Source organism: Deinococcus sp. Marseille-Q6407, from assembly GCF_946848805.1.
Lineage (GTDB): Bacteria > Deinococcota > Deinococci > Deinococcales > Deinococcaceae > Deinococcus.
Genome location: NZ_CAMPFU010000002.1, coordinates 152,643 through 176,632, shown reverse-complemented (window position 1 = coordinate 176,632; position 23,990 = coordinate 152,643). Strand labels below are relative to the sequence as shown.

Annotated in this window: 26 protein-coding genes; 17 read left to right on the top strand and 9 right to left on the bottom strand. The window is 65.5% G+C overall.

Annotated elements, in window-relative coordinates:
• Positions 1 to 63 precede the first annotated feature (63 nt).
• The 8 genes from murF (at position 64) to aroC (ending at position 10,017) form a co-directional block, all read left to right on the top strand.
• Entirely contained in the window at positions 64 to 1,395 is a 1,332-nt protein-coding gene (murF, locus tag OCI36_RS02900) for a UDP-N-acetylmuramoyl-tripeptide--D-alanyl-D-alanine ligase (protein ID WP_261663584.1), read from the top strand.
• A 68-nt stretch (positions 1,396 to 1,463) separates the two neighbouring features.
• Positions 1,464 to 2,324 carry a hypothetical protein gene (locus tag OCI36_RS02895; RefSeq protein WP_261663583.1) on the top strand — a complete coding sequence of 287 codons (861 nt, stop codon included), beginning with the start codon at positions 1,464 to 1,466 and terminating at the stop codon, positions 2,322 to 2,324.
• Between the two features lie 203 nt (positions 2,325 to 2,527).
• Positions 2,528 to 3,616 (top strand): type IV pilus assembly protein PilM, encoded by a 1,089-nt coding sequence (gene pilM, locus OCI36_RS02890; RefSeq protein ID WP_261663582.1) that lies wholly within the window; start codon positions 2,528 to 2,530, stop codon positions 3,614 to 3,616.
• Complete coding sequence (locus tag OCI36_RS02885) at positions 3,609 to 4,367, top strand: fimbrial assembly protein (protein ID WP_261663581.1); 759 nt, start codon at positions 3,609 to 3,611, stop codon at positions 4,365 to 4,367. The genes pilM and OCI36_RS02885 overlap by 8 nt, the downstream gene beginning before the upstream one ends.
• A complete protein-coding gene (locus OCI36_RS02880) occupies positions 4,367 to 5,080 on the top strand; it encodes a type 4a pilus biogenesis protein PilO (RefSeq protein ID WP_261663580.1) in 714 nt (237 codons plus the stop codon). The genes OCI36_RS02885 and OCI36_RS02880 overlap by 1 nt, the downstream gene beginning before the upstream one ends.
• Positions 5,077 to 6,588: a hypothetical protein gene (locus OCI36_RS02875; RefSeq protein WP_261663579.1), complete on the top strand. Its 1,512-nt coding sequence runs from the start codon at positions 5,077 to 5,079 to the stop codon at positions 6,586 to 6,588. The genes OCI36_RS02880 and OCI36_RS02875 overlap by 4 nt, the downstream gene beginning before the upstream one ends.
• Positions 6,589 to 6,608: 20 nt before the next feature.
• A complete protein-coding gene (locus OCI36_RS02870; protein ID WP_261663578.1) occupies positions 6,609 to 8,768 on the top strand; it encodes a type II secretion system protein GspD in 2,160 nt (719 codons plus the stop codon).
• A gap of 97 nt (positions 8,769 to 8,865) precedes the next feature.
• A complete protein-coding gene (gene aroC / locus OCI36_RS02865; RefSeq protein ID WP_261663577.1) occupies positions 8,866 to 10,017 on the top strand; it encodes a chorismate synthase in 1,152 nt (383 codons plus the stop codon).
• 36 nt (positions 10,018 to 10,053) lie between these two features.
• On the opposite strand, the gene OCI36_RS02860 is transcribed toward aroC, so the two are convergent.
• Positions 10,054 to 10,494 (bottom strand): 23S rRNA (pseudouridine(1915)-N(3))-methyltransferase RlmH, encoded by a 441-nt coding sequence (locus OCI36_RS02860; RefSeq protein WP_261663576.1) that lies wholly within the window; start codon positions 10,492 to 10,494, stop codon positions 10,054 to 10,056.
• A gap of 38 nt (positions 10,495 to 10,532) precedes the next feature.
• On the opposite strand from OCI36_RS02860, the gene OCI36_RS02855 reads away from it, so the two are divergent.
• Positions 10,533 to 11,171, top strand: coding sequence for a ComF family protein (locus tag OCI36_RS02855; RefSeq protein ID WP_261663575.1), 639 nt, complete (start codon positions 10,533 to 10,535; stop codon positions 11,169 to 11,171).
• Between the two features lie 29 nt (positions 11,172 to 11,200).
• Here the strand turns inward: OCI36_RS02855 and OCI36_RS02850 are convergent, their stop codons facing one another.
• From OCI36_RS02850 to OCI36_RS02840, 3 genes are read right to left on the bottom strand one after another with little or no spacing between them, the layout of a single operon-like run.
• A complete protein-coding gene (locus OCI36_RS02850) occupies positions 11,201 to 11,791 on the bottom strand; it encodes a DUF1684 domain-containing protein (RefSeq protein WP_261663574.1) in 591 nt (196 codons plus the stop codon).
• Positions 11,788 to 12,015, bottom strand: coding sequence for an RNA-binding S4 domain-containing protein (locus OCI36_RS02845; RefSeq protein ID WP_261663573.1), 228 nt, complete (start codon positions 12,013 to 12,015; stop codon positions 11,788 to 11,790). Before OCI36_RS02845 ends, OCI36_RS02850 begins: the two co-directional genes overlap by 4 nt.
• The gene (locus OCI36_RS02840; RefSeq protein ID WP_261663572.1) at positions 12,012 to 12,455 is read right to left on the bottom strand and encodes an Hsp20/alpha crystallin family protein; all 444 of its coding nucleotides are present in this window, start codon (positions 12,453 to 12,455) and stop codon (positions 12,012 to 12,014) included. The genes OCI36_RS02845 and OCI36_RS02840 overlap by 4 nt, the downstream gene beginning before the upstream one ends.
• Positions 12,456 to 12,546: 91 nt before the next feature.
• Between OCI36_RS02840 and miaA the strand changes: the two genes are divergently transcribed.
• The 5 genes from miaA to OCI36_RS02815 all read left to right on the top strand — a co-directional run bounded on the left by miaA (position 12,547) and on the right by OCI36_RS02815 (position 18,563).
• On the top strand, positions 12,547 to 13,482 hold the full coding sequence (gene miaA, locus OCI36_RS02835; RefSeq protein WP_261663571.1) for a tRNA (adenosine(37)-N6)-dimethylallyltransferase MiaA: 936 nt from the start codon (positions 12,547 to 12,549) through the stop codon (positions 13,480 to 13,482).
• Between the two features lie 187 nt (positions 13,483 to 13,669).
• Positions 13,670 to 14,920 (top strand): glucose-1-phosphate adenylyltransferase, encoded by a 1,251-nt coding sequence (gene glgC, locus OCI36_RS02830; protein ID WP_261663570.1) that lies wholly within the window; start codon positions 13,670 to 13,672, stop codon positions 14,918 to 14,920.
• Between the two features lie 84 nt (positions 14,921 to 15,004).
• Positions 15,005 to 15,859 (top strand): DUF1028 domain-containing protein, encoded by an 855-nt coding sequence (locus OCI36_RS02825; protein ID WP_261663569.1) that lies wholly within the window; start codon positions 15,005 to 15,007, stop codon positions 15,857 to 15,859.
• 285 nt (positions 15,860 to 16,144) lie between these two features.
• Positions 16,145 to 17,926, top strand: coding sequence for a translational GTPase TypA (gene typA, locus OCI36_RS02820; RefSeq protein ID WP_261663568.1), 1,782 nt, complete (start codon positions 16,145 to 16,147; stop codon positions 17,924 to 17,926).
• A 109-nt stretch (positions 17,927 to 18,035) separates the two neighbouring features.
• Positions 18,036 to 18,563 carry a GNAT family N-acetyltransferase gene (locus tag OCI36_RS02815; RefSeq protein WP_261663567.1) on the top strand — a complete coding sequence of 176 codons (528 nt, stop codon included), beginning with the start codon at positions 18,036 to 18,038 and terminating at the stop codon, positions 18,561 to 18,563.
• A 54-nt stretch (positions 18,564 to 18,617) separates the two neighbouring features.
• Here the strand turns inward: OCI36_RS02815 and OCI36_RS02810 are convergent, their stop codons facing one another.
• From OCI36_RS02810 to OCI36_RS02795, 4 genes are read right to left on the bottom strand one after another with little or no spacing between them, the layout of a single operon-like run.
• The gene (locus OCI36_RS02810) at positions 18,618 to 19,457 is read right to left on the bottom strand and encodes a 3-hydroxyacyl-CoA dehydrogenase family protein (RefSeq protein ID WP_261663566.1); all 840 of its coding nucleotides are present in this window, start codon (positions 19,455 to 19,457) and stop codon (positions 18,618 to 18,620) included.
• Positions 19,454 to 19,864: a hypothetical protein gene (locus OCI36_RS02805; RefSeq protein WP_261663565.1), complete on the bottom strand. Its 411-nt coding sequence runs from the start codon at positions 19,862 to 19,864 to the stop codon at positions 19,454 to 19,456. The genes OCI36_RS02810 and OCI36_RS02805 overlap by 4 nt, the downstream gene beginning before the upstream one ends.
• Before the next feature lie 38 nt (positions 19,865 to 19,902).
• Entirely contained in the window at positions 19,903 to 20,211 is a 309-nt protein-coding gene (locus tag OCI36_RS02800) for a YciI family protein (RefSeq protein ID WP_261663564.1), read from the bottom strand.
• 19 nt (positions 20,212 to 20,230) lie between these two features.
• On the bottom strand, positions 20,231 to 21,412 hold the full coding sequence (locus OCI36_RS02795) for a thiolase family protein (RefSeq protein ID WP_261663563.1): 1,182 nt from the start codon (positions 21,410 to 21,412) through the stop codon (positions 20,231 to 20,233).
• Positions 21,413 to 21,606: 194 nt separating this feature from the next.
• Between OCI36_RS02795 and OCI36_RS02790 the strand changes: the two genes are divergently transcribed.
• The 3 genes from OCI36_RS02790 (at position 21,607) to OCI36_RS02780 (ending at position 22,875) form a co-directional block, all read left to right on the top strand.
• A complete protein-coding gene (locus OCI36_RS02790; protein WP_261663562.1) occupies positions 21,607 to 21,933 on the top strand; it encodes a hypothetical protein in 327 nt (108 codons plus the stop codon).
• A 61-nt stretch (positions 21,934 to 21,994) separates the two neighbouring features.
• On the top strand, positions 21,995 to 22,495 hold the full coding sequence (locus OCI36_RS02785) for a DUF456 domain-containing protein (RefSeq protein WP_261663561.1): 501 nt from the start codon (positions 21,995 to 21,997) through the stop codon (positions 22,493 to 22,495).
• A gap of 83 nt (positions 22,496 to 22,578) precedes the next feature.
• The gene (locus OCI36_RS02780; RefSeq protein WP_261663560.1) at positions 22,579 to 22,875 is read left to right on the top strand and encodes a hypothetical protein; all 297 of its coding nucleotides are present in this window, start codon (positions 22,579 to 22,581) and stop codon (positions 22,873 to 22,875) included.
• Here the strand turns inward: OCI36_RS02780 and OCI36_RS02775 are convergent.
• A complete protein-coding gene (locus OCI36_RS02775) occupies positions 22,850 to 23,863 on the bottom strand; it encodes a CPBP family intramembrane glutamic endopeptidase (RefSeq protein ID WP_261663559.1) in 1,014 nt (337 codons plus the stop codon). The two genes, OCI36_RS02780 and OCI36_RS02775, sit on opposite strands and share 26 nt — an antisense overlap.
• Positions 23,864 to 23,990 lie beyond the last annotated feature (127 nt).

Genomic DNA, 23,990 nt, shown 5'->3' with positions numbered 1-23,990 from the left:
TTCTCGCCTGGCCCGCCAGATTTCCCTTTAATCGCCTCATCCGCTTTTGCTAGGCTCCGGGGGATGTTGAACCCTCATGACCTCCTGCCTTTTGAAGCGGCAGTTCACCCGGCCGCACGCCCGGCCGTGCGCCTGACCTGGGATTCCCGGCAGGCCGACGCCGAGACCGCGTTCGTGGCCCTGCCCGGCGAACACGACCACGGCAACCGTTTTATCGAGTCGGCGCTGGAACGTGGCGCCCCCTTCGTGCTGACCGACCTGCCCGGCGCGGCGGGCCAGCTGCCGCGCACGGTCGAGGTCAGCGATTCGCTGGCGGCCCTGACCGCCTGGGCGCAGCAGGAGCGGGCCAGGAACCGGCTGGTGGTCGGGATTACCGGCAGCGTGGGCAAAACCACGGCCAAAGCCTACGTGGCGGCGGCGCTGAACGCCCACTACATGCCGGTGTACAACACCATTCCCGCCATCGCCTGCTTTCTGATCGAGTTCGGCAGCTCCGACCGGCCGCTGGTGGTGGAAATGGGCATTGACCGGGTGGGCGAAATGGACCGGCTGGTGAATCTGGTGCATCCCGATGTGGGCGTCGTCACCTCGATCGGTGCGGCCCACCTCGAAGGGCTGAGCAGCCTGGAGATTATTGCCCGTGAAAAGGGCAAGATTCTGTCGGCGCCCCAGGCGCTGGTGGGCAATCAGGCGCGGGTCTGGTATCCCGAGCGGGCGATCTACGGCTTTTCCACCCCGGAGTTGCCGGTCACTTACAGCGGGCAGGACCTGCGGGTGACCGAGCAGGGCGCCGACTTCACCTATGCCGGTCAGGCGGTGCATCTGCCGCACGCGTCGCAGGTACAGGCCGAAGCGGCCGTGCTGGGGCTGCATCTGGCCGAAAGCAACGGCGTGCCACTGGCCGAGGCGATTCAGCGTACCGAACAGGTGCAGGTGCCCAGCGGCCGCTACCAGATTCATTCGGGCCGCTACACCGTGATTGACGACGCCTACAACGCCAGCCCACTGGCCGTGCAGGCGGCTCTGAGTGCCCTGAAGAACTTCCGTGGCCGGCGCATTTCGGTGCTGGGCACCATGCTGGAGCTGGGCGAAACGGCCCCCGAGCTGCACGCCGAAGTGGGCCGCAGCGCCTGCGACAGCGCTGACCTGTGCTTCGGGGTGGGCCCCTACGCCGAGGTGCTGGGCAAGCGGGCTTACCGTACCGTGCCCGAACTGCTCAGCGCCCTGAAGGCCGAAGTGCAGGACGGCGACGTGATTCTGGTCAAGGCCAGTCGGGGGATTTCGATGACCCCCGAGCAGCGCGCTCAGGAAGGCGTGGGGCTGGACAGCGTGGTGGACGAACTGCTGGCCTGGCGCGACCGTGGCCCGGCGCAAGCGGCGGCAAGCCTGGCTTGAAGTCGGCCTGAGCTTTCGGCGCACGCTGGTTCTCAGCCGCGGATCAGGCGGGACTGCTTGAATGGAGTATGGTTTCGCCTCTGCTCCGTTCCTGCCGTCCCGCTTTCTGGTTGGCCGCTGCCCTGACGGCCCTGTGCGCCTGTGCCCCGGCAGCGAGCCGTGGCCCAGCAGGTAACGCTGCCGGCATCACGTCCAGCGCCAGCGCGCCTGCGCCGCGTGCTGCCCAGGCCTCGTCACCTCAGGCCCAGGCACCGCGACAGGTACAGGCACCGCAACAGGCACAGGCACCGAGCCTGCAAGCCGCCTTCTCGCCGGAAGGTGTGGCCTGGAGTGACGGCCGGCAGGCCTGCGTGGCGCGGGTGCCGCAGCTGCGGCCGGTCTGCCCGCCCTGGCCGGCTCCTACCGGCGCAGTGGGCTGGAACGCGGGCCGCGCCTGGACAACGCTGCCCACCCTGGGCCAGGCCGTCACCCTGGACGGCGCCGCCGAGTCGCTGCCGGCCGGGCGGGTGGTCGCCATGTCGGCCACCCGGATTTACCGCGAAGACGGCAGCGCCCTGAATTACAGCGGTGCCCCGGTGCCCGGCACTCTGGGCCGACCTGCCCAGGTGGTGACGGGTGGCGACGGCCGCGACTACGCGCTGGTGGCCGGACGGCTCTGGGCGGTGGACAGTGGCCGCTCGGAGCCGGCCGGGGGGGGACGCTGGCTCCAGCCCACCCCGGACGGCGCACGCGCCGCAATTTTTCCCAGCGTCGAGACCTCGCAGGGCCGGCTGGAGCTGCGCGGCACCCAGGTGTTTGCCGCCGGCAGCGACACTCCACTGCCACTGCCGGGGCCGGCCCGGGCCCTGGGCATGGTTGGAATGGAACCTTACGTTTTGGTGGGAAGCGCGGGCGACTGGCAGCTCATTTCCCTCACGCGCCGGGTTTAATCTTCTCAGAAACCAGGAGGCCCTGCGGGGCCTTTTTTGGTCGACTGGATCGCTCTTTTTTATCTTTCCTGCATTTCAGAATGCGTCCTGGCCGACCTTGAGGGAGTTCTGTGAGCGGAAGCCTGTTATACTCCTCGGCAGTCTGAAAAGTCCAGAAGACCACTTAGAGAATGGTAATCTGGTTTGGAATTGCTGGAGGCTGAATGACAAATTACTTTCGTAAATCAGGTGGGCAGGCATTCGGCCTGGAAATCGGAACCAGCGCCATCAAGGCTGTCGCTCTGGGGCCCGGCGGCGCGGCGGTGCAGCAGGCCGTCATGACGCCGACGCCCCAGGGCGCGCTGCGCGACGGCGGCGTGGTGGAGCCACAGGCAGTCGCGGCCGAGATCCGCTCGCTGCTGTCACAAAGCGGCATCAGCCGCAAGCAGGTGGTCACCGCCATTCCCAATCAGGCCACCGTCACCCGCAACATCATGATTCCGCGCATGGACCTCAAGGAACTGCGCGGCAGCAACGTGATTCGCTACGAGGCGGAGCGTTACATTCCTTATCCCATCGACGAAGTGACGCTGGATTTCGACGTACTGGACGATCCCAGCACTCTGCCCGAAGATGCCCAGATGGAAGTGGTCATTGCCGCCGTGCCCAACGACGTGGTCAGCCGCCATGTGGAAACGTTGCAGATGGCCGGCCTGCAACCGGTGGTGGTGGACGTCAAGAGTTTCGCGGCGCTGCGGGCCATTCAGCAGCGTGCCGCCGGGCCTGAGGACGTGGTGCTGGCGCTCGAAATTGGCGCCAGCTCTTCTGTCATTGCCTTGATGCGCGGTGAGCGGCTGCTGATGTCGCGCAACATCAACGTGGCCGCCGACGATTTCACCACGGCGCTGCAGCGTGCTTTCGACCTGGATTTCGGCGCGGCCGAAGCGCTTAAATTAGGCTATCAGGTGCCCGGAAGCGGCCCGGTCGACAGCAGCCAGCTGCACAGCCCCGCCCGCGTGGCCGAGGCGCTGCGCCCGGCCACCATTGACCTGATCACCGAGGTGCGGCGCTCGCTGGAATTTTACCGGGTGCAGAGCGGCGAGCTGTTTATTGACCAGCTGGTGCTGGCCGGCGGCGGCGCCAAACTGAGCGGTCTGCCCACAGCCATCAGCGAGGCGCTGGGTATTCCCACCGAAATGGTGCAGCCCTGGAACGCTCTGGAGCTACCAGCCGACGATCTGGCGCTGCGGGAACACGGCCCCGAGTACACCGTCCCGCTGGGCCTGGCCCTGAGAGGAGTAAAACGTGGTTGAAGTCAATCTCTTACCGGCTTCACAGCGCCGCCAGGGTAGCTCAGGGGGGCAGGGCTGGCTGATTGCCGCCGCCGCGACCGGCCTGCTGAGTCTGGGCCTGATTGCGGGGTTGGAGTTGTATTACGCCTCGCAGATTAGCGGGCTGCGGACCGATCTGGACCGGCTGAACGGCGAGATTGCCGCGTTACAGCCGGACAAGACCGAGTTCGACAAGCTGCGCTCCGAGAAAACCGAACTGGAGCAGGTTACCAGTGTGGCCCGCACCCTGCGCGAAGGCAAAAGCTACTGGAGCAACGACCTGGCAGCCTTTACCGCGCAGATGCCGGCCGGGGGCAGCGTGGCCCTGAACAGTCTGGACATGCACCCGGCCGCTCAGCAGACGCCCGATATGCAGCAAAGCGGTGTGGAAGGTGGCAGCGTCAGCCGCGAATTCTTGATTGGCGGAACGGCACGCACGGCCCAGGCGGTGGTGGACCTGCTGAACGGTTTTGAGAGCAACCCCAAATTCGGCATCGTGTTCCAGGGTATGCAGCGCAAAGAGGCCGAGAACAAGGCTTCACCCTACACTTTCTCAGCCAGTGTGGGTGTGGCTGGAGCGGTCCCGGCTGGTGGCGACAGCATTTCACCGTCAGCAGTCGGCAGCAAAGCTGCCAACGCCGCCCCCGCAGCTCCAGCGCCGGCAGCCCCAGCGCCAGCCGCATCAACACCCGCAGCTGAAAGTGCGCCGGCCGCACCAGCGGGAGAGAACTGATGACCAAGAATCGCCTCGAACCCAAATACATCTTTTTTATTACTCTGGCGCTCTCGTTTCTGGTGCTGGGCCTGTGGTACACCTTCCGTTATCAGGCCCGCCAGCAGGAGATCACCACTCTGAAATCCGATATCGAAGCGGCTGATCTCAAAGCTACCCAGTACCGTCAGGCACAGGCCCAGTTGCCTGCGCTGCGGAAAGAGGTGGCTGGCCTGCGCACCGAGCGTGCCGAATTCGTGGCTGCACTCCCGCAGAAAAACGAGATGGGTCAGCTGCTGAGCGACATGCGCTCCAGTGCCCAGGCCACCGGCGCTGAAATCCAGAGCGTCAATGTGGCCGCAGGTGCGCCTACCAATGATCTGCCTGGCGGCGTGCGGCCCATCCCCATTTCCATGACTCTGGCCGGCACCTACGGCGAGGTGTTCCGTACCCTACGCGCCATGGAAACCATGAACCGCTTTACCACCATTGAGCAGCTGACAGTGCAAGCACCGCAGGCCACCAGCTTTGACCCCAATCTGACCGGCGCAATTAACATGACGGTCTACACTTTTGACCCGTCACAGGCTGCGTCCCCAGCCGCTGCCGCCGCTCCCAACGACACGGCCAGCGGTGCAGCAGCCAACGAGCAGGTGGCCAGTGAGACCGCGGCCAGCGATGCGGGAACTGGCGCCACGCCCACAGCGGCCCCGACCCAAGGAGGCGCACAATGACCGGCCCCAAGCAACCCAGGCAGGACACCCAGGCAGGCGTGCCCGGCGGACGGCTGACACGGGAAATGCAGCTGCTGATCGGCGCCCTGCTGACCCTGCTGCTGGCCGGCGCCCTGGTGTTCTACTTCAACAGCCGCAACAACCAGGCCGTGGTAGAAGAGAGCACCACGTCGTCCACGACCACCCAGACCGACAGCAGCACTGTCACAACGGTCACCACCAATACGGCCAGCGCAGCCGCCGCCGGACCGGTCAGCGGCAGTGACGCGGCACCCGGCACCATCCCGCCCCTCAGCACGGCACCGGAAACTGCTTCGGGCGCGCAAACCCAGCCCAAGCTCGGCGGCATTAACCCGGAAACGCCGCTGGCCGCTGTTCCTGCCAAAAACCCCTTCAAGCCATTCGTGTTAGAGAGTGACGGCTCGACCCCAGCCGGGGCTGTCCAGGCTCCGAGCGAGACGCCGGCCTCGCCAGAAGAGATTCGCACTTCGGAACCCAGTGTCATCGGCCAGCCAGCTTCACCGGAAAGAGTCCGCTTTTCCGAGCCTAGCGTCGCCATCTCGGCGCCGCCCAGCTCTGCAGGCAGCGGCTTCCCCGGCGGGGCTGGCGAGTCGCCGGCAGACGGCGGAAATGCACCAACTTACACGGCCTCGGTGCCTTCAGACAGCCGCAGCGGCGCGGTGGCACCTGTCAGCCGGGCCAGCGGCCGCACCACCAGCTGGGTCCTGGGCCCCGGGAATAAGCCGGTTGCCGTCACCAGCGGAGGAAATGGCGGTGCTTCCAGCTCCAGCCAGAGCCAGCCGGGCAGCAACACCACAGCACGCACCAGCAGTAACGGTGGATCCACGGCCAGTACCTCACGCGGCGACACCCAGGCCAGCAGCGGCAGTGGCCGTGTCCCCACAGCCAGCGCCCCACGCAGCAGCACCGGCCCGCGCCCGGCCAACAGCAGTGCGTCCGGCAGCAACGCACCCAGTAACGGCACCAGCGGCGGCATGGCCACCTGGGTGCTGGGCGGCGGCGGTCCGGGCAGCACTGGCAGCACCGGCCCCAGCGGGGCAGGAAGCCAGGGCCCGGCCACCGCACCGGCTCCCGCACCGGTGGCCGGCGTCACCGCGCCGCCGGTGGGCTCTGCCCTGGCAAAGCGGCCAGCGGTCCAGCCTGCAAACGGCAGCGGCAGTGCAGCGGCACCGGCTCTTTCGGTCCCGCTGCCGGTGCCCGGTCAGCCGGACCTGATCACCCGTTACGGTGATGATCAGGGCGTGGGCGCCCCGGACGACGGCACCGCGCTGTCGCGTGCCCTCAACCGGCAGGACGTGCGCTTTACCGGCGCCGTGCTGGGCCCCACCGACACCGCCATCTTCAAGAGCAGCCAGGGCTTCATGGTCCTGGCCCAGGGCGACCGCCTGCCCGACACCCAGATCGTGGTGTCGCAGATCACGGCCGACAGCGTGACGCTGGCCCTCGGTCAGGATTCGCTCAAACTCGAACTCGAACCCCTCCAGTAACCAGCCAAAAGGTGAACATGATGAAATACGCAACTGCCCTGTTTGTCACGGCCGCCCTGGGCCTGGGTGCGGCCCAGCCGGCCCCGGTGTCGGCCTCCGCTCCTGCTTCTGCCGCTTCCCAGCCGCAGAATACGGCCCCGAACGCTGCTCCCAGCACCACCAACGCCGACCCGTCCCTCTCGCCGGCCGCCATCACCATCGAAACCGGCCGCTATCAGGGTCCGCTGTCCAGCCTGCTGGGCGCCATTGCCCAGGCCGCCGGCTACGAACTGGTGCTGGAAGTCAATGTGGACACCCTGGCTGCTAGCGGGGGCGAAGGCCAAAATGCCCAGGCCGCCCGCCCGGTCGCCTACTCCTTCCGCAACAAGCCCTTCAACGAAGTGTGGCCGCTGCTGATGGACGTGTACGGGCTCAACTATGAAATCGTTCGTCTGGGTGATCAGCAAGTCATTCGAGTAAACAACACTTTGACCCAACGAGTAGTTGATCTGGAAGCAGCTGATCCCAATTACGTTGTGGGACGTGCAGAAGTTTTCTTTGGAAGCGTAACTAGTCGCTTCCAGAACCAAAGTACTTCCAGTGCTAACGGAAATGCCAGTAGTCAAGGAACCACCACTAGTAATAGCCAAGGTGGACAGAGCTCTTCTACTAGTAACGGGAGCGCCTCAGGTTCTGCAGATTCCAAATATGGCGCTAATAGCGTTATCTACAATAATAAGTTCGAGACAGAAAGCCTAAAAGTTATAGCCGACAACGTAGGTAAGAAAGTTATTATCCGAGGATACAATAAAGAAGTTCGCGACGTTGAACGTTTTGTAAGAAGCTTGGATCAAGCGGCAGTTGCCCAGCGCCGCGAACAATTGAGCCGCTATGGCAACGCAGTGAATTCGAACAAAAGAGAGATATATATTGCTAATAATGGCGCCGGCAATATTGGCGAATTTCTCTCTAATCAATATCCAGCTCTAAGCGTTACTGTGCTACCCAACAGCGCTGGTCTGCTCATTGAAGGCAATACCGCCGTGGTGGACGACGCATTGGCATTACTACGTCAAATTGATCCGGCCCCCGGTCAGATCACCCAGCGGGTCTTCCAGCTGGTGAACGCCAGTGCGGACGATCTGGCGACTACCCTGATGGTGACGCTCGCCCGTGATCTGACTGCAAACGGTAATGGGGCAAACACAGGGAACACCGCAGCCACGAGTACAAACGGCAATACTGGTACGGGCACCAATGGCAACAATAATTCAGGAAACACCCCGGTCAATGTCAACGTCGGCACGGCTTCTCCCAGCAGTGCTGCAGCCCCCCGCGCCGACATGGCAACCATCTTGCCTGACGCCCGCACCAACACACTGATCGTGCGCGGCACCCCGGCGCAGGTGGCCCAGATTGCCGAACTGATTCCCACCCTCGACCGCGCTGTTCCGCAGATCAACCTGCAAGTGCGTATCCAGGAAATCACCGAATCGGCCCAGCGCTCCCTGGGTGTGGACTGGCGCGCCGGTTTTGGTGGCTTCAATGTGGGCCTGATTAGCAGTGGATCGTCGCCCACCGGACTGACCGCCAGCTTCGACTTCGATCCCACCCGTTCGCTGGTCGGCTTCAACATCTTCCCCACCCTGAATGCTCTGGAAACCCAGTCCCAGGCCAAGCGGGTTTACGACGGAGTCATCACCATGCAGAGCGGACAACGCAGCCTGGGCAGCTCCGCCACCAACGGCAGCCGCAACGCTTCAGATACCGCCGCCGCTTCTATCAAGTCGGGTGGCAAGCTGGAACTGAACATCCCCGGCGGGGACGGCAAGACCATCGAAAAAGTCATCGATTACGGGGTTATTCTCGACTTTTTCGAGCCGACGGTGGCGCCTGACGGCACCATCACCCTGCGGGTCCGTGGACAGGTGAATGATCTGCAGAACCAGGACGCCATTACTCCGGGTGCCCTGCCCTATCTGCTCCGTTTCAGCAACTCGGAAGCCCAGACGCGGATTTCCTTCAAGCCGGGCGAAACCGTCTTGCTGTCGGGCCTGCTGGGGACCACCGAAAACAATACCAAGGCCGGCCTGCCATTCTTGTCCATGATTCCTGGTCTGGGGGCCGCAGCAGGAAACCAGGCCACCAACCGCAACTCTACCCAGATGCTGTTCATCATCACCGGCGATATCGTCAACTGATCTGGCCTGGCCGCCACCGCCGCAGTCGCGCCCCTCGTTCTCCCCCGCCCGCCGTGGCCGGGGGAGTTTTCCTTTGGGCGTTGCGCTACAGTGCGCTATGCGCTTTCTGACCGCCGGAGAGTCCCATGGACCGCGCCTGACCGCCATCATTGAGGGCCTGCCCTCGCAGCTGCCGCTCGGCAAGGCCGACATTGACCCTTGGCTGAGAAAGCGGCAGGGCGGCTACGGCCGGGGCCGGCGCATGGTGATCGAAACCGACGAGGCGCAGCTGATGAGCGGTGTGCGCGGCGGCGTGACCACCGGAGCGCCGGTCACGCTGGACATCGAAAACCGCGACTTTCGCAACTGGACCGAGATCATGGACCCGGCAGCCGGCAACTGGCCGCGCAAAAAGGCCCTGACCGACGCCCGCCCCGGCCACGCTGACCTGAGCGGCGGCATCAAGTACCGCCACAAGGACCTGCGCGATGTGCTGGAGCGGGCCTCGGCACGTGAGACGGCGGCGCGGGTGGCGGTGGGCGCCGTGGCCCTCAAGCTGCTGGGCGAGCTGGGCATTGAGGGCGCCAATTTCGTGCGGCGGCTGGCCTCGGTGGAGGTGGAGTCACCTTTCAGCTGGGACCACTTAGAGGCCATCGAGAACAGCGACCTGCGTACCTGGGACGAAGAGGCGGCCGCGCAGATGCGGGAACTGATCGACCAGGCCAAGGTGGGCGGCGACACCCTGGGGGGCATTCTGGAAGTGCGCTTCCGGGGACTGCCGGTGGGCCTGGGCAGCTTCACCCACTGGGACCGCAAGCTGGACGGGCAGATTGCCGGCGCCGTGATGAGCGTGCAGGCCATGAAAGGCGTGGAAATCGGCCAGGCCTTCGAGAACGCTTCACGCCCCGGCAGCGGGGTCCACGACGCCCTGTACCCGGATGAAGAGAAAGGCTACCGCCGCGAGACCAACGGCGCGGGCGGCCTAGAAGGCGGCATGACCAACGGCGAGGAACTGATTGTGCGGGTCGCCATGAAGCCGATTGCCACCCTGATGAAACCGCTGCCCACCGTGAACGTGGTCACCCACGAGGCCAGCGACGCCGCCCGCGAGCGCAGCGACACCACCGCCGTGCCGGCCGCCGGGGTGATTTTGCAGTGCGTGATCGGCTGGGTGCTGGCCGAAGCGGTACTGGAAAAGTTCGGCGGCGACACCCTGCCGGAATTGCAGGAGCGGGTGGCCGCTGCGCGGGCCTACGCAGCGGAGTACTAGGCGCCCAGAGTCAGAGCGGCAGCGCCGGGACAGACCCTAGCCGCGATGGTAAGGCTCGCCGGCGCTGATGGTGCTGGCGCGGTAAAGGGCTTCGAGCAGCACCACCATTGCCAGGTCGTGCGGCAAGGTCAGCTGCCCGAAACTCCAGAGCCGGGCCGCCCCAGCGCGTAGTTCGTCGGTGTGGCCCTCCGGTCCGCCAATGGCAAAAGCCAGCTCGCCGGTGCCGCCCAGCGCCTGAGCGTCCAGCCACTCGCTGAGCCCTTCCGAGCTGAACTCGCGCCCGCGCGGGTCCAGCAGCACCAGCGGGGCGCGGCCAGCGGCTTTCAGGACCGCCGCACTTTCGGCCTGCTGGGTTTTGCCGCTGACCCGGGTCACCTGCACCCGGTGGTAGCGGTGCAGGCGTTTTTCGTATTCTTCCCAGCCCAGCCGCGCGTATTTCAGCTTGGGTTCTCCCACGGTAATCAGGTGCAGGCGCATGCTTTCACCCTACCCCGCGCCCACGCTAAGCTGCCTGCATGCGAGACCGGCTGGAACAGCTGCTGCGCCTGGCCTTGCCCCGCGCCTGCCCCGGCTGCGGCGGGCAACTGGGCGCCGAGGCGGGGCTGTGCCGGGCCTGCCGGGCAGCGCTGCGGCCACGCGCCGAGCGGCACTCGGTGCTGTGCCCCACACCCACGCCGCATCTGGTCAGCTTCGGGCGGTATCAGGGGCCGGCGCGGCGCGCGGTACGGGCGCTGAAATACGGTCAGGCGCGGGAAGTGGCCGGGGCGCTGGGCCCACTACTCGCCTCGGCGGTGCCGGCAGACTGGCAGGTGGTGGGCGTGGTGCCGGTGCCGCTGCATCCCAGCCGGGAGCGCGAACGCGGGTACAACCAGGCCGGTCTGCTGGCTGCCGCCCTGGCCGACGTGCTGGAAGTGCCCTACGCGCCGGCCGCCCTGCGCCGTATTCAGCGTACCCGGCAGCAGGCCAAACTCAGCGGTGAGGACCGCCGCCAGAATGTGGCAGGCGCCTTTGCCGCCGACGCCTCGCAACTTTCAGAAGGAGCGGTGCTGTTGGTCGACGATGTGCTCACCACCGGCAGCACCCTGCTGGCCTGCCGCGCCGCACTGCAAGCACAGGGCGTGGAGCAGTTCTATTACGCGGTGGCCGCGCACTGAAGGCGCAACGTGGCTGAACGTGTCGCCGCTCAGGGCAGCCGCTCACCGGCCGGCACCGGCACGCTCAGCCAGTGTTCCTGCGGGGGCAGCGGGCAGCTGAAGCCGTCGGCGTAAGCGCAGCTGGGCTGATAGGCCCGGTTGAAATCCAGACTTGCCGTCACCTGCTCGCCGTCCCAGGCCAGCGGTACGTCCAGGTAGCGGCCCAGGCCGTAGGTTTCTTGGCCGCTGGTCGCGTCGCGGAACGGCAGGAAAGCCTGCCGGGGCTGTTCCTCGCCCAGCGGGGTGTAAAGGGTCAGGGTGACTGGGCCGGCGCCCGGCAGCCGGGGCGTGACCTGTCCGAACGCGCCCCACCATTTGGTGCGGCCGTCACTGGTGGGAAAAGAGACCTCGGCCGGAAAGGTGCCCAGACGCTGCACCGGCAGGGCCCAGACCCAGGCCGGGTCCGGCGCGTAATGGTGCAGGCCCGTGAACGCTGCCAAAGCCGCGCCCTGCAAGGGACCACGGCCCTCCCGGAAAGCCTGCTCCCGCGCCGCACGCCAGGCCAGCAGTGCTGTGCGCCAGCTGGCCTCAGCCGCGCCGGAACTGGCCGGACCGGGATCGGCCGGGGCCGGGTCGGTCACCAGTTCACCTCGACGCGTTCGCCGTAGATTTCCACCACGTCGCCGCGCTGCACCTTGCGGCGGCGGCGGGTTTCCACCTCGCCGTTCAGCCGCACCTCACCGCCCTGAATGCGGAATTTGGCCTCGCCGCCAGTCTCGACCAGGCCCTCGACCTTCAGAAAGTCCTGCAGGTCCATGCTGTCCATTTCCCCGTAATCGCGGGGGCCGCGGATTTCTTCGTTCATTGCTCGTTCTCTCTTTCTGTCTGGTCGCCGGGGCGGTCCAGCTCGCGGTAGGTGGCATCGATGGTGGGATGCTGTTTGGCAAAGCGCACCCGCAGAATCCCGGCATTCAGGCTGGCCTCACCGCTGCCGGCCACCACCGGCTCGGGGAAGGTCAGCGACCGGGTGAACGCGCCGGCGCGGCGCTCGGACTGCAGCAGTCGGCCCGCTTCCGGCGGCAGGCTGGCCCGCACGCCCGCCACGGTCAGGTGGTCACCGTCCTCTGCCATTTCCAGGCTGTCTGCCTCCACGCCCGGAACGTCCAGCAGCAGGGTCAGCGAGGCGCCTTCGTCCAGCCAGTCGGCCGCCGGGGTAAAGCCGCGTGCGTCGCCCTGTCCCAGGGCCTCCGTTTCCTCGCGTACGGTCATTAAGTGTTGCAACCTCGCCAGGGTGGGTTCGTTCATGCCGCCCACGCTAGCGCATCTGCCCCGGCGCACGTGTGACCCTTGGCCCCGCCTGCGCCCCGGCAGTCACCACCCCGCTAGACTGGGCGCGATGCTCTCCCCCTCTACCCCTGCCTTGCCGGTCCTGACGGCACCGACCGCCGCCGGCAAATCGGCCCTGGCGCTGGAACTGGCGCAGGAGTTTGGCCTGGACCTGATCAGCGCCGACGCGTTCACGGTGTACCGGGGGCTGGATATCGGCACCGCCAAGCCCAGCCGCGCCGACCGCGCCCGGGTGCCGCACCACCTGATGGACGTGGCCGAGGTGACCGAGTCCTACGACGTGGCCCGCTGGGTGGCCGCCGCCGAGGAGGTGGCTGCAGAGCTGCTGGCGCAGGGCCGCCGCCCGCTGGTGGTGGGCGGCACCGGCTTTTACCTGCAGGCGCTGACGCAGGGGCTGCCGCTGGCCCCGGCTGCCGACCCGGCGGTGCGGGCACAGCTGGAAAGCGAGTTGCAGGAACGCGGCCTGGACGCCCTGCTGGCTGAAATTGCCGCCGTGCGCCCCGACCAGCTGCCGCGCATGGAGCGCAACCCGCGCCGGGCCGTGCGGGCGCTGGAAGTGTTTCGCCGCACCGGGCAGTTTCCGGCCGATTTCGGCCGCCGCCCGCCCCGCTTCGCCGCGCAGGTATTCGCCTTCAGCCCGCCGCTGCCGCAGCTGGAAGCCCACATCACAGAACGCACCCAGGCGCTGCTGCAAGCCGGCTGGCCGCAGGAGGCACAGTGGCTGGCCGAGCAGGTTTCCGCAGAGGCGCGGCCGCTGCCCACCGCTTGGCAAGCCCTGGGCTACCGCGAGGCGCTGGCACTGGCACGCGGCGAACTGAGCCTGCCGCAGGCCGCAGAAGCCATCTCCACAGCCACCCGCCGCTACGCCAAGCGGCAGCGCACCTTTCTGCGCACCCAGTTGGGCGCCCCGCTGCTGGAACCTGATGCGGCCCGCGCCGCGCTGCGGGCCTGGTTGGCCGAAAGGCCGCAAGAATGGCAAGGCTGAAGCCGTGATAAACGGGCGCCGCCGTGCCTCCTACTTTATGGGCTCTCAGCCGGCGTTAGACTGAACCTGACCAATCTACTTGCTTAGCCAGGGCCGTGAAACCTGCGGGCGCCCGCGCCCCTCCCTCCTTCACTGGCTTCCCGCCTGCGCTGCTCAGTGGCTCCACTCCGATGAAAGGAACCCCCCCATGAAACCACGTGTACTCGGAATGATTCTGGCCGGCGGCCAGGGCTCGCGCCTCGCGCCCCTCACCGCGCAGCGCTCTAAGCCCTCGGTGCCGTTTGCCAGCAAATACCGCATCATCGATTTCGCCATCAACAACCTGATCAATTCGGGCATTTTCTCGGTGTATGTGCTGACGCAGTACAAGGCACAGAGCCTGACCGAGCACATCTCGCGTGGCTGGCGTTTCGGCACCTTCCTGCCCGACTACTTCATCACGGTGGTGCCGGCGCAGATGACGCTGTACGAGGAACTGGGCCCGGCCTGGTACCGCGGCACCGCCGACGCGGTCTATCAGAACCTGAATCTGGTGCGCGACTTCGACGCCGACTACGTGGCGATTCTCAGCGGTGACCACATCTACAAGATGAACCTCGAAGACATGCTGCAAAAGCACATCGAGTCCAAGGCCGATATCTCCATCGCCGCCTACCCGATGCCGCGCAGCGAGGCGCACCGCTTCGGAGTGATGCAGGTGGACGGGGCCGGCCGCATCGAGGAATTTCTGGAAAAGCCCGCCGACCCGCCCGGCATGCCCGGTGACCCCGATATGGCGCTGACCAGCATGGGCAATTACATCTTCAGCCGCAAAGCCCTGATGGAACTGCTGGACATCTCCATCAACGACGAGAAACCCGGCTTCGACTTCGGGCAGGACGTGATTCCCACCGCGCTACGGAGTGATTACCGGGTGCAGTCCTACGACTTTCACCAGAACCCCATTCCCGGTCAGGAGCTGCCCAACACCTACTGGCGCGACGTGGGCACCATCGACGCCTACTTCGAGGCCAGCATGGATCTGGTGTCGGTCAAGCCTGATTTCGGGCTCTACAACCCCAAGTGGCCGCTGCGTACCAGCAGCGAGTTCAGCCCGCCGGCCAAGTTCGTGCATGAATCCGAGGGCCGTAAGGGCCAGGCCTTCAACACCATCCTGGCCGGGGGCGTCATCATCTCGGGCGGCACGGTGCGCGACTCGGTGATCAGCCGCGACGTGCGGATCAATTCCTACTCACTGGTCGAGCAGTGCGTGCTGTTCGACGGGGTGGAAGTGGGCCGCGGCGCCCAGCTGAAACGCGTGATTGTAGACAAGGACGTGTGCATTCCCGCCAACGCCCGCATCGGCTACGACCTGGAAGAAGACCGCGCCCGTGGCTTTACCGTCAGCGAAGGCGGCGTGGTGGTGGTGCCCAAGGGCTACCAGTTCAGCCGCAACTGAGCGGATACCCCTTCTCCCCTGCTGGCCGGGGCGAGAGAAAAACTCCGCCCGGCAGAGGGCAGCAGGCACAGCAGGAGGCAGAAAATGACTTTTTCCATTGTGGGACGCGATTCCGAAACCGGTGACCTGGGCGTGGCGGTCGCCAGCAAATTCCTGGCGGTGGGCGCGGTGGTGCCTTACGTGCGCTTTGGCGCCGGGGCGGTCGCCACCCAGAGCTATGCCAACCCCACTTTCGGCCCTCGTGGGCTGGAGCTGTTGCAGCAGGGCCTCAGCCCCGAGCAGGTGGCGGCCTGCTTTGAGGAAAGTGACCCCGACTTTGCCCAGCGGCAGTTCGGGCTGGTCAGCGCCAGCGGGCACAGCCTGAGCTTTACCGGCAGCGAGTGCCACAGCTGGGCCGGCGGGTTGAGCGGGCCCGACTACGCCATTCAGGGCAACATCCTGGCCGGCGCCGAGGTGGTGCAGGCCATGCTGGAATCCTGGCAGGCCTCAGCCGGTCAGCCGCTGCCCCGGCGTCTGCTGGGCGCCCTGCAAGCCGGCGACCGGGCCGGCGCACACCAGCGCGGCCGGCAATCAGCCGCGCTGGTGTGCGCCGGACAGGGCCGCGGTTACGCTGGCCTGAGCGACGACTGGCTGAACCTGCGGGCCGACGACCATGCCGACCCCTGCAGCGAGCTGGAGCGGCTGCTGGACATCCACGATCTGCTGTTCGGCCGGCCCGAGGAAACCCGGCCGCTGACCCCGGAGGAACTGACCTGGCTGCGCGGCCTCCTGCAGCGTGAAGGCTACGCGCAGGAGCTGCCGGCCGGCGCCTGGGACCCCCAGACCGAGCAGGCCACCTGGGACCTCTACGGCAGCGAAAATCTGGAAGAGCGCTGGGCCGCCGGTGGTCACTTTGACCTCAGAGCGCTGGATTACCTGCGCGGCAAGTTCGGAGCCTGACAGGCAAGGCCGAGGCTGGGGGCGGGCGCTGGAAGCTGGCCCGGCCCTAACCCCAGTCCTGCCGCATGGTGAGCTGGGCATGACTGCCGCAGCCCACTCTTCTGATACACTGTCAGGCTGTGTGGCCCGCCTTCCTGAGCCGACACCAATGGCCACAGACAACAGGCGGGCTTTTTTGGTGCCGTCATGCAGGCCAGTAAGACCAGAGGAGGCCGTTTCCCCAGCGGCGCGGCCCACCCCTCTTTCAGAATGACCGGCTTTTCAAGCACCACCGAGGAGAGACTCATGGAATACCGCAACATCGCCATTATCGCCCACGTGGACCACGGCAAGACCACCCTGGTGGACGGGCTGCTCAAGCAGACCCTGGAACTCAAGCACGGTGAAGAAATCGCCGAACGCGCCATGGACTCCAACGACATTGAGCGTGAACGTGGCATCACCATTCTGGCCAAGAACACGGCCGTCGAATACCAGGGCATCAAGATCAACATCGTGGATACCCCTGGCCACGCCGATTTCGGCGGTGAAGTGGAGCGCGTGCTGGGCATGGTGGACGGCGCCCTGGTGCTGGTAGACGCCGCCGAAGGCCCGATGCCCCAGACCCGCTTCGTGCTGCGTAAGGCCCTGGAGCTGGGCCTCAAACCCATCGTGGTGGTCAACAAGATCGACCGTCAGGATGCCCGCCCCACCGAAGTGGTGGACATGACCTTCGACCTGATGGCCGAACTGGGCGCCAACGAAGACCAGCTGGACTTCCCAGTGCTGTACGCCATCGCCCGTGAAGGCAAGGCTTTCAAGGACCTGGACAACCCTCAGGACGACTTCCACGAGCTGTTCGAGATGGTGCTGGAACATATCCCCGCTCCCAAGGTGGACCTGGACGCGCCCTTCCAGATGGTCGTGACCAACCTCGACTACTCCGAGTACCTGGGCCGCATCGTGCTGGGCCGGGTGCAGCGCGGCACCGTGCACAAGGGTGATTTCGTGCAGCTGATCCACAAAGACGGCTCCATGACCAAGACCCGCGTGGTGCAGCCGTTCACCCACATGGGCCTCAAGCGCATTGAGGTGGACGAGGTGGGCGCCGGCGACATCGTGGCCCTGGCCGGCATCGAAGAAGCCCAGATCGGTGAAACCGTCGCCGACGTGAACAACCCCGAAGCGCTGCCGATCATCACCGTGGATGAACCCACCGTGAGCATGATCTTCCAGCCCAACACCAGCCCCTTTGCCGGTAAAGAAGGCAAGTTCGTGACCAGCCGCCAGATCAGCGAACGTCTGGCCCGCGAAATCATGACCAACGTAAGCCTGAAGGTGGAAGAAATCCGCCCCGACGAATTCAAGGTGTCGGGCCGCGGCGAGCTGCACCTGTCGATCCTGCTGGAAAACATGCGCCGCGAAGGCTTCGAGCTGCAGGTGGGCGCCCCGCAGGTGATCTACCGAGAAATCGACGGCGTCAAGCACGAGCCGGTGGAGCACGTGGTGATTGACGTGCCCGAGCAGTTTGCCAGCACTGTGATCGGCGTGCTGGGTAGCCGTAAGGGCCAGATGGTGCATATGGAGCCGCAGGGCAGCCGCACCCGTGTGGAATTCAAGATTCCTTCGCGCGCGCTGTTCGGCTTCCGCACCCAGTTCCTGAGCATGACCCAGGGCGAAGGCATCCTGAGCCACGTGTACGACTCGTACCAGCCCTACGCCGGCGACCTGAAGACCCGGCAAAACGGTTCGCTGGTCAGCATGGAAGACGGCGTGGCCTTTGCCTACTCCATCTGGAAGCTGCAAGACCGCGGCACCTTCTTTATCGACGCCGGCCAGGACGTGTACGTGGGCATGATCGTGGGTGAAAACGCCCGCGAGCAGGACATGAACGTGAACGTCTGCAGGAACAAGAAGCTGACCAACGTGCGCTCCAGCGGCGCCGACGAAGCCCTGACCCTGGTGCCCCCGCGCCGCCTGAGCCTGGAAGACGCTCTGGAATACATCGCGGAAGACGAACTGGTGGAACTGACCCCCACCAGCATCCGCCTGCGCAAGAAGGTGCTGAACCCCAGCATGCGCAAGTAAGACTCCGCCCAGCAAAAGGCAAAAAAAAGGCCCCAGCTTTTCCGGCTGGGGCTTTTTTGCTGACCCGCCGACGCTTGACAGCCGCCCGGCCCCGGCCCAATGCTTGGGCATGCCCCAGATTCGCCCTGCCACGCCCGCTGACCTTCCCGCCATTCTGAACATCTATAACCACGCTGTGACGCACACCACCGCCACCTACGACCATGCTCCGGTCAGTTTGGAGAGCCGCGAGGAATGGTTTGCCGAGCGGCAGGCGGCCGGGTTCCCGGTGCTGGTGGCGGAAACAGAAGACGGCGGGGTGGTGGGCTGGGCCAGCTACGGCGCTTTCCGGCCCAAGCTGGGTTACAGCCGCACAGTCGAGCACTCGGTGTACCTGGCGCCCGACTTTCAGGGCCAGGGACTGGGCGGAGAGCTGCTGGACGCCCTGATAACCCAGGCCACCGCCCAGGGCTATCACCTGATGATCGGCGTGATTGACGCCGAGAACGAGGGCAGCCTGCGCTTTCATAGGCGCCACGGCTTCAGCGAGGGTGGACGGCTGCCTCAGGCCGGGCACAAGTTCGGGCGCTGGCTGGACGCCGCTTTTTTGGTGCGCCGGTTGCAGGAGATGGACGCCCCGCCGCACGGCCAGGGGTAACAAGAGAACAGGGCACGGAAGCCTGAAGCCCCCGCGCCCCGTTCTCCTGAGTACTCAGTTGTACTTGTAAAAGCCTTCGCCGCTCTTGCGGCCCAGCAGCCCGGCCTGCACCATCTTACGCAGCAGCGGGCTGGGGCGGTACTTGTCGTCGCCCAGGCCCTGGTGCAGCACTTCCATAATGGCGAGGCAAGTGTCCAGCCCGATAAAGTCGGCCAGCGTCAGCGGCCCCATCGGGTGGTTCATACCCATTTTCATAATGCCGTCGATGGCTTCAGGCTCGGCCACGCCTTCCATCACGCACTGAATGGCCTCGTTCAGCATCGGCATCAGGATGCGGTTGGACACAAAACCGGGGTAATCGTTGCACGAGAGCGGCGTCTTGCCCATCTTCTCGGCGGTCTCGTTGACGAAGCGGGCGGTGTCGTCGCTCGTCTGGTAGCCGCGAATCACTTCCACCAGTTGCATCAGCGGTACCGGGTTCATAAAGTGCATCCCGATGAACTGGGTGGGCCGGCCCGAAGCGGTCGCCAGCGCCGTGATGGGAATGGAACTGGTGTTGCTGGCCAGGATGCCTTCCGGCTTCACGATTTCGCCCAGCTGCCGGAACAGTTCTTTCTTGATGGCCTCGTTTTCCACGATGGCTTCCACCACCAGGTCACAGTCGGCGAAGTCCTGCAGGCTGGTGGTGAACTGCATCCGCCCCAGCACCGCTTCGGGCGGATCGGTCAGCTTGCCTTTTTCGTGCAGCTTGCCGAGGCTCCCCTCAATCACACCGCGGCCCCGGTCCAGAAACTCCTGCTTCTGGTCATGGACCACCACGTCAAATCCACTTTGCGCCGCCACCTGCGCGATGCCGCCGCCCATCTGTCCTGCGCCGATAACTCCGAATTTCATGGTTGCTCCTTTAATGCTGCGGGAATGGGTTTCAGATACGCCGCGTCTGCATGGGTTGCGGGGTACTGCACCGTCAACTGCCGCAAAACTTTGATGAAAGGGAGAAGGTAGGTCTGGTCAGTCTCGAAGGAATCGCTGAACGCAGCGTTCCCGTTCTCAAGGTGCAGCCGAACCCTAATCTGCCCCCTGCCATTGCCGACAAGCAGCAGGCCAAAATCATCCTCGTATTCAGTGCCGAGAAACGCTTCGCCCCAAAGCGACTGACACAGCTGTTCAATCTGACTCTGAAATGCTTCCACAGCGACTTTCGGAAAGGCAACATCTAGTTGCGCCCTGGCCCAGCCGCCCCTATAGGTTGTAGAGGCGGAAAAATATCCTTCCTGAACGCCCTCAAAGGCAAGGCTCAATTGTTCCAGTGAAAGCAAAGCCTCTGGGGGAACATCCTCTACTCCACCAGCGGCACGCCGTCCAGCTCAATCATCTTCCCGCGCTTGACCGGGCGGAATTCGATGATTTCGTATTCCGCGACCCCGGCCTTGTGGAAGGGGTCGTCCTGCATTACGTCCAGCAGCTGTTCCTTGCTCTCGCCGGCGGCCAGAATCAGGCCGCCGGTGCGCGGTTCCTGCGGGCCGGAGGTGATGAACAGGCCCGAGCGGTAGTGCTGGTCCAGCCAGTCGCGGTGGGCGGGGGTGGCCGCCTCGACCTCGGCGGTGGGGGCAGTGTATTTGACCAGAATCACGTGCAGATTGCTCATAGGTTCAGCCACCCCCCACTCAGCTCAGCCGGCGCACGGCCATCGCCAGGCCGTTGCCGCCGCCCATGCACAGGGTCGCCACGCCCAGTTCCTTGTTCTGCTGCTTGAGGGCACCCAGCAGCGTGACCAGAATGCGGGCGCCGCTGGCACCGATGGGGTGACCCAGCGCCACCGCGCCGCCGTTCACATTGACGCGGTCCAGGTCCAGCCCCAGCTCACGGCCTACGGCCAGGCTCTGCACGCTGAACGCTTCGTTCAGTTCCCAGAGGTCCACGTCCGCCACATCCATCTTCAGCTTCTCCATCAGCTTCTGGGTGGCGGGCACCGGGGTCATCATGATCCACTTGGGGTCCAGGCCGGCGGTGGCGTAGTCGATAATTTCCGCCAGCGGGGTCAGGCCGTGGCTCTGGGCGAATTCCTCGCTGACCACCATCAGGCTGGCGGCGCCGTCGTTCAGGCCGGGCGCGTTACCAGCGGTCACGGTGCCGCCTTGTTTGAAAGCAGGCTTGAGGCGGGCCAGGGTTTCCTCGGAGGTGTCGCGGCGGGGGCTTTCGTCGGTGTCCACCACGGTGTCGCCCTTGCGGCCCTTCACGGTCACCGGCACGATTTCTTCCTTGAACAGTCCGGCGTCGGTCGCGGCAACCGCTTTCTTGTGGCTGGCGATGGCAAAAGCGTCCTGCTCATCGCGGGTGATGCCGTACTTGTCGGCCACTCGCTCGGCGGTCATGCCCATGCCTTCGTCGTTGATGGAGCACCACAGGCCATCTTGCATATTGGCGTCCACCACTTCCTTGTGGCCCATGCGGTAGCCCTTGCGGGCGCCGGGCAGCAGGTAGGGGGCGTTGCTCATGGATTCCATCCCGCCGGCCAGCACCGCCTGCTGGTCACCGGCACGGATGCTCTGGGCCGCCAGAATCACCGACTTGAGGCCCGAGCCGCAGACCTTGTTGATGGTCATGGCGCCGGCCGTGTCGGGCACACCGGCCATGATGGCCGCCTGGCGGGCCGGGGCCTGGCCCGAACCGGTCTGAATGACCTGGCCCATGATCACTTCCTCGATCAGCTGGGGGTCCACGCCAGAACGCCGCATGGTTTCGGCCAGGGTGATGCTGCCCAGCTCCACCGCCGTCACATCGCTGAGGGAGCCCAGAAATTTACCGGTCGGCGTACGCGACGCCGCCACAATCACAGATTTTGCCATGCCTTCAGGATAACGCAGACGCAGCGTTACCTTTTGTGGCACAGGCGGAATGGGGGCATTACATCCAGCCGACAGTCCCAGGAGAGAAAGTCACAAAAGCGACATTTGGTCCGTAAATCCCGCTACACTGAGACATGAACGCACGCGAGCGCCGCATCAAACAGGGCTTCAACGTGATCGTGACCCTTTGACTGTTGTTGCTGGTGGCCCGGTTGCTGGGCGCCTTGCCGCTGCTGGCACGCGGCGAAATGTTCGCGCTGCTGCCACTGCTGATCACCGCCTGGATGGCCTGGAATCTGTACAGTGGCTGGCTCTGGATCAGGAACCTGATTGCGCTTTACGGACTGTACGTGTGCCTGCAGTCGCTCTTTTGGCTGTTCGGCGGCGCCCTTATCGGCCAACCGCTGCTGATGGTGGCCGCGCTGTTCAACATCGCCGTTTTTGCAGGCACCATCTACCTGCTGTTCGCCTACGAACCGGTGCAGGACTATTTCCGCTACGTCGGCGGCCAGACTCTCTGAGCCGAGCCTGCCTGTCTTCCTAGGGCTGCCCTGGCAGACAGGAACAAGTACTCTGAAGGCCATGACGCTCGCTTCCTTGGTCTTTCTGGTCGCCTGGCTGCTGGCCCTGGCGGGCAGCTTTGTTCCGGTGATTCCGGCCACTGCCCTGCTGCTGCTCGGCGCGGCGGCAGGAGTGTGGATTAAAGGCTACGCGGGCCCCGGCGACGGCATTTTCCTGGGCGTGCTGGTGCTGCTGACCCTGGTGTCCAGCTTTGCCGACAACATCGCGGCCGCCTGGGGCGCAGGCCGCTACGGGGGCAGCCGGCAGGCCATGTGGGGCGCAGTGGCCGGCAGCCTTGCCGGGCTGTTTCTGGGGCCGCTGAGCATCATCTTCGGGCCACTGCTGGGCGCTTTTGCCGCCGAGCTACTACTGCTACGCCGCCCGGTGGATGAGGCTGCCCGCAGCGCTTTCGGCACCCTGGTGGGCCTGCTGACCGGCATGGCGGCCAAATTCGTGCTGAACTTCGTGATTGGCCTCTGGGTACTGTGGCGCTTCTGGGGACAGGGGCCGGCGCTGTTCTAAACCAGTAAAGTAGGCCGGGCCAGGAAGAGAGCCCCCACCGCGCCTCACATTCGCGGTGCTGCGAGTGCCTCTAGAGTGGAAGAATGGACAATCTCGGTGTCGACGACCTCTGGCGGCTGGCCTTCGTGCTGGCGGCCATTTATCTGGGGCTGGCCCTTTTTCTGCGCAGCCGGGCGCCGGTGCCCAGCGACCCGCCGCGGCCCATCTCGCCGCAGCAGCGGGCCGAAGTGCTGGCCCTGCTCCAGCGCGGCGAGGAGGTGGCCGCCGTGCGGCGTTACCGCGAGTATTCCGGCGCCTCACTGCTGGCGGCCAAGCGCTATGTGGACGTCCTCAGTGAAACAGAAGGCAAGACGGTCAGGAAAACAGGCGACCCGAGCTGAGCAGCCCGCGCACCCACTCCAGCACGCTGGGAAACGACAGGGCCATATTCAGCAGGCCGAACAGCAGAATCAGCAGGTAGGCACCACTGAGCCAGGGGCCGGGGGCGGAACGTTCCTGCGGGTCGGGCTTCGGCGTCAGCCACAGGTGCAACACCAGCAGCAGCCCGGCGCCCAGCACAAAGGCGGCGGCGCCCACCAGTGGGCTGAGATGGTCCAGCCCTGCCTCCGCGCCCTGGGCCGCCGAGGTCATCTGGTCCAGCGGCAGCCGGTCGCCCAGCGCCACCACTGCCAGCAGCACCAAGCCGTTGTTCAGCACGTGAACAATCACACTGTTCCAGAGGCTGCCGGTGTGCTGCACCAGCCGGGCCAGCGCGTAAGCCAGCGGCAAGATGCCCGCCACGCTGAGCGGCACCCCGTGCGCCAGCGAGAACGCCACTGTGGTGGTCAGCGCCGCCAGCCCGAACCCGGCCGCCCGCTCGTGCCCGCGCAGCATCAAGCCCCGGAAAGCGATTTCTTCGATGATCGGGACCAGTACGCCGCCGGTCAGCACCATCAGCCAGGCGCTGCTGCCGGCGCCGGTCAAGACATTGACGGTATCGGCCACCGGCAGCTGCGGCGAAAAGGCCAGCGCCGCCGCCGACCAGGCCCGCGAGGCGATAAAGGCTACCAGAAACACCGCCAGCGCCAGCCCCCAGCTGGGTGGGGTGGTCCAGCGAGTATCGGCCCGCAGCGCGGCAAAGTCGCGCCGAAACACCGTGAACAACAGCACCACATTCAGCGCAATGGTGACCACGAAGGCCAGCACCGCATTCAGCCCAAACTGCGTCATCAGAACCGGGGCACCCACCGCCTGCACCAGCAGCACGGTGAGCGCCGCGCGGTTGCCGCCCAGAGCGGTAACACCGCTGCCCGGCCCGGCGGGGGCAGGCGAGGCGGGTGGCGGTGAGGCAGCGGGCGGGATAACAGCGGGCGTTTCAGGCTGAGACATTCTGCTGCTCAGGGTAGCGCCCGGGCCTGCCCCCCGAAGCAGTCCGCGCCCCACTGCCGGGCCCAGCTTCAGGAAAGGCCAAGCCTGTCTCAAGCTGGGCTTAGCCGGGTGGCCTTCTGCCGGGCCG